The following is a 3,949-nucleotide window of genomic DNA, read 5'->3' on the forward strand; positions in this document are numbered from 1 at the left end:
CACGATCAACATCCCGTTCTCGCCAACTGATCAAAACCAGTCGGCCGACTAAATCCCCGGGATGAAGGGGTCCTTTTTGCACGCCGATCACCCCACGAAGGGGGTGCCTATTGCACGCTGATCCTCATCCCTGTCATCGCCGCTCTCCACGGTGTGGCATTCGGGGGTGGGCTGCAGATTGCATTAGGCAGTGACATTCGTTTCGCCACTCCAGACACAAGGCTTTCAGTGATGGAAATCCGCTGGGGTCTAATCCCGGATATGAGCGGAATGGCCCTGATGCGAACCCTGGTCAGGGACGATGTGGTGCGGGAGTTGACCTGGACGGGCCGGCAGGTTCTTGGAGAAGAAGCCGCTCGCCTGGGACTGGTAACCGGCCTTTCGGCTGACCCCTATGAGACTGCAATGGCGTTGGCGAAGGACATCGCAACCAAGAGCCCCACCGCCATCCGCGCCAGCAAGAGACTACTCAACTGTGTGCCCGACTCCGATCAACACGAGATCCTGCTGATGGAGACTGAGGAGCAGGTGCTGTTGATGGGGAGCGCAAATCAGAAGGAAGCGCTTCTGGCACATACCGAGAAGCGCGATCCTATGTTCTCAGACTAGTGACCCGAATCTGAAGTTCGCCACATTGTGGGGCAGGCGCTGAGCGAACTTCAGATTCATCAGGGTCACTAGCAAATATATGATTCTAGTGTGGTTTATGGATTTGAAATACGCTCCCCACCTAGCCGCTATAATGAGGCGTATTTCAAATCCACCACACTAGGGCAAGCGATCCCCTCGGGCTTGCGGTGCACTCTGCAAAGCCTGCATAAGGCGGCAGCCGATCCGCCGCCCCAATCCAAGCGGGCACGGAGATGATCTCGGGCCGTCCGGACCTAGCCGCGTGTACGAGGACCGACTCCGGCGTCCCCGTCGACATACCTTCTGCTGCGCGAGGGCATCGTTATGGTCATGCATGCCGCGCGGGCGAACGACGAGGACCGAGTGCAGCGGCGGTGCCAAGTGACGCCCCGCCAATCTGGCGCACCCGGCGGGTCTACTTTCCACCGCGGCGATTACGGTGTTGTAGCGCGAACTGAGGCTGCTGGTGGCGCAATTGCTGACCGACCTGCGGGGCCGGACTTGGCTCGGAGCTGACGCGGTCCTGTGCTCCACGCACTCCTCCTCCCCAGGTTGAGAGCATCTATCGCGGCGTCGAACTCGATGGCGGCGTGGATACTGATACCTAGAATGTCCGAGCCGTGCGATTCTTTGTCCGGTTCCTCCCACTAATTGTGACCCTTCCAAGTCACAAATTCACTGATCGGCAACGCCGCCGATCGATCCGACCGCTAATTTATAATGACAAACCGCAGGCAGGAATGCGCGTTGGACTAAAATGAGGGAAACGAGATGACCAATGCACGTAACGCCGCGCGCCTACTCCTGTGCTTCGCGAGCACGATTGCGCTAACCAGTCCCGCGTTCGCCCAGAGCGCCCCAGCAGGAGCGGACAACCCCCATGCCGGATCCCCAGACATCGTGGTGACCGCCACCCGGCGGTCGGAGCAGCTGAAGGACGTTCCCCAGTCCATCGCAGCATTCTCCTCGGACATGCTGGAGTCGCGGGGGATCGACGACATCAATTCGCTCGGGCGTCAGACGCCAGGTCTCGTCCTGAACGAACGGTCGGACCGAACCCCCAACGTCGTTATGCGCGGGGTCGGCTCCTTCGGGAACGTCCAAGGCGTCGGCTTCTACATTGACGATGTTCAGAACTTCACCGATCAGACCATGCGACTGCAGGACATCGAGCGCGTTGAGATCCTGAAGGGTCCGCAAGGCACCCTGTACGGCGGCAGCAGCATCGGAGGAGCGATCCGGTACATCACGAAGGAGCCAGGCTTCGAGACCGGGGCAGAGGTGCAAGCCGAAGCCGGCGAGAAGGACTATTTGAACCTCTACGCATCGATCAACGCCCCACTCACCGACAAGGTGGCAGCGCGCCTGTCCGGGTACTACAGCAGTGACGACGGCTTCATAACGTCTCCCACAATTCCTGACATCGGCCACTGGAAGGAATACGGGCTCCGCGGTCAGGTGCTTCTGAAGCCCAGCGACCGGCTGACCGCCCTCTTCACGGTGCGTTACCGAAAATTTGACGGCGCGCTGGCACTCGACAACCCCCACGACGGCGTGTCGCGCGTCAACTACGTCACCGATCTCAGCTTCCGCCCCAACACGAAGCTGGAGACGGTGGGCGTAGTCGCCAAGCTAGGATACGAGTTCGACGGGGCCGCGCTCGAGGCAATCTCGTCCTTCACCCGCCAGGAACGAAGCTACCTAATCGATCCCGACTACAGCGCCGCCCCGATCGTCGCGGTGATCGGGGAGGACACCCGCCCCGTGAAGGTCATGACGCAGGAGCTGCGGCTGACCTCGACCTCGGATGGTGCCCTAAAGTGGATAGCGGGCCTCTATGCGGCGAGGATGGACAACATCCAGATCATCGGCTCCCCCTTGGACACGGTCTTCCTCGGAACACGCATACCCAACGCAATCAATCGGAAGAGTCAGCAAACCGATCTCGCAGCCTTCGCCAGTGCCGATCTGCGTCTTGGAGACCTGACGGTGTCAGGCGGCCTGAGGCTCTACAACGTCGACTACGACGCCGTCGTGTACTCCGTGGCGGGGCAGCCGACCTTCGACAACGACGCCACGGTCATACTTCCCCGGGTCTCGCTTTCCTACGCAACCGCGGGCGGCACCAATCTGTATGCCTCGATCGCCAAGGGATATGAGCCAGGCAAGGCGTCGGTGGGGGCAGACGTCCCTTTCGACTACCGCGCCGAGAAGACATGGGCGTTCGAGGCCGGGGCGAAGGGTTCGCTGTTCGACCCGTCCCTCTACTTCGAACTGGCAGGGTTCTACACCCTCTATCAGGACCGGCAGTTCGAGAACCGGTTCTTTGATACCGACGGCGTGGTCCTAGAGAGGATCGATAACATCGGCGATTCCGAAGCCTACGGCTTCGAAGGCTCTCTGGTGTGGCGGCCGACGAAGAGCTTGGCGCTGAACGGCGCGCTAGGATATCTGCATGCGCGCTGGAAGAAGGGAACCATCTACAGCGGCACCGATATCGCAGGAAGGACGCCGCCGAATTCGCCAGCCTGGACGGCAAACCTCGGTGCTACATATTCTGCTCCCCTTTCCAAGAGCCTGAAGTTCGACCTGCACGTCGACGCGACCTACATGGATCAGTTCCAATGGACTCTGGACTACAATCCCATCTCCGGAACGAACCCCGCCTACTGGACAAACTTCGCAAAGCTCTCCGTTGGCGACATCGATGACCGTTGGAGCATCTCGGCGCAGGTCCGAAATCTGTTCAACACCCGATACTACACCCAATTCTACCCAGAGTTTTTCGGGGTCCAGGGGGCCGACGGAACGTGCGACAAGTGCCACCTTGGCCTGCCTGGGGAAAGGCAGCGGATCGTGGTATCGTTCAGCGCAAAGTTCTGATCGGCCGGATCTAAGCTTAGAAAGGGCGGGCCGTGACCGGCCCCGCCGCCACCTGAACGAACATATCCGCTGAATTGGACGGGACTGTACAAGGCTAGCTCAATCGCAAGCTAATCCTATGCTAAATTCCGTTCGGGCTAAAGCACCAAACGAAAAAGGGCTCGGCCATTAGCCGAGCCCGTAAAGTCTTGGAAGAGGATGCCTAAAAGGCGCGTCGGTAGATAGCGCCGGTGGGAAAATGCTGCAAATGCGCAAGGAATGCTGCGGCGCGAAATTCGCAAGAATAATATACTGTCCTGGCGCTTCGATCGTATGCATTCGGAGAAGGCCGCGGATCAGGCGGCTTCGCGTTGATCCTCTGCGGTGCGCCAGTTCCAGGGAAGCAGTTCATGGAGACGGTTCTGAGGGATGTCGGCGATGCGGCTGAGCACATCGG

At 59.8% G+C, this 3,949-nt stretch carries 2 protein-coding genes; both read left to right on the forward strand.

All coding sequences use genetic code 11. The features are described 5' to 3' along the window. Positions 1-135: 135 nt before the first annotated feature. Positions 136-609, forward strand: coding sequence for an enoyl-CoA hydratase-related protein (locus HHL26_RS23935; RefSeq protein ID WP_346765633.1), 474 nt, complete (start codon positions 136-138; stop codon positions 607-609). Positions 610-1,401: 792 nt separating this feature from the next. Then, positions 1,402-3,513, forward strand: coding sequence for a TonB-dependent receptor (locus tag HHL26_RS23940; protein WP_066559221.1), 2,112 nt, complete (start codon positions 1,402-1,404; stop codon positions 3,511-3,513). Positions 3,514-3,949: the final 436 nt, after the last annotated feature.

This window comes from Sphingobium sp. TB-6, assembly GCF_012927365.1.
Lineage (GTDB): Bacteria > Pseudomonadota > Alphaproteobacteria > Sphingomonadales > Sphingomonadaceae > Sphingobium.

Excerpts from the sequence above, each read along its gene's own strand:
- HHL26_RS23940 (WP_066559221.1), top strand. The coding sequence starts at position 1,402 with ATGACCAATGCACGTAACGCCGCGCGCCTACTCCTGTGCTTCGCGAGC.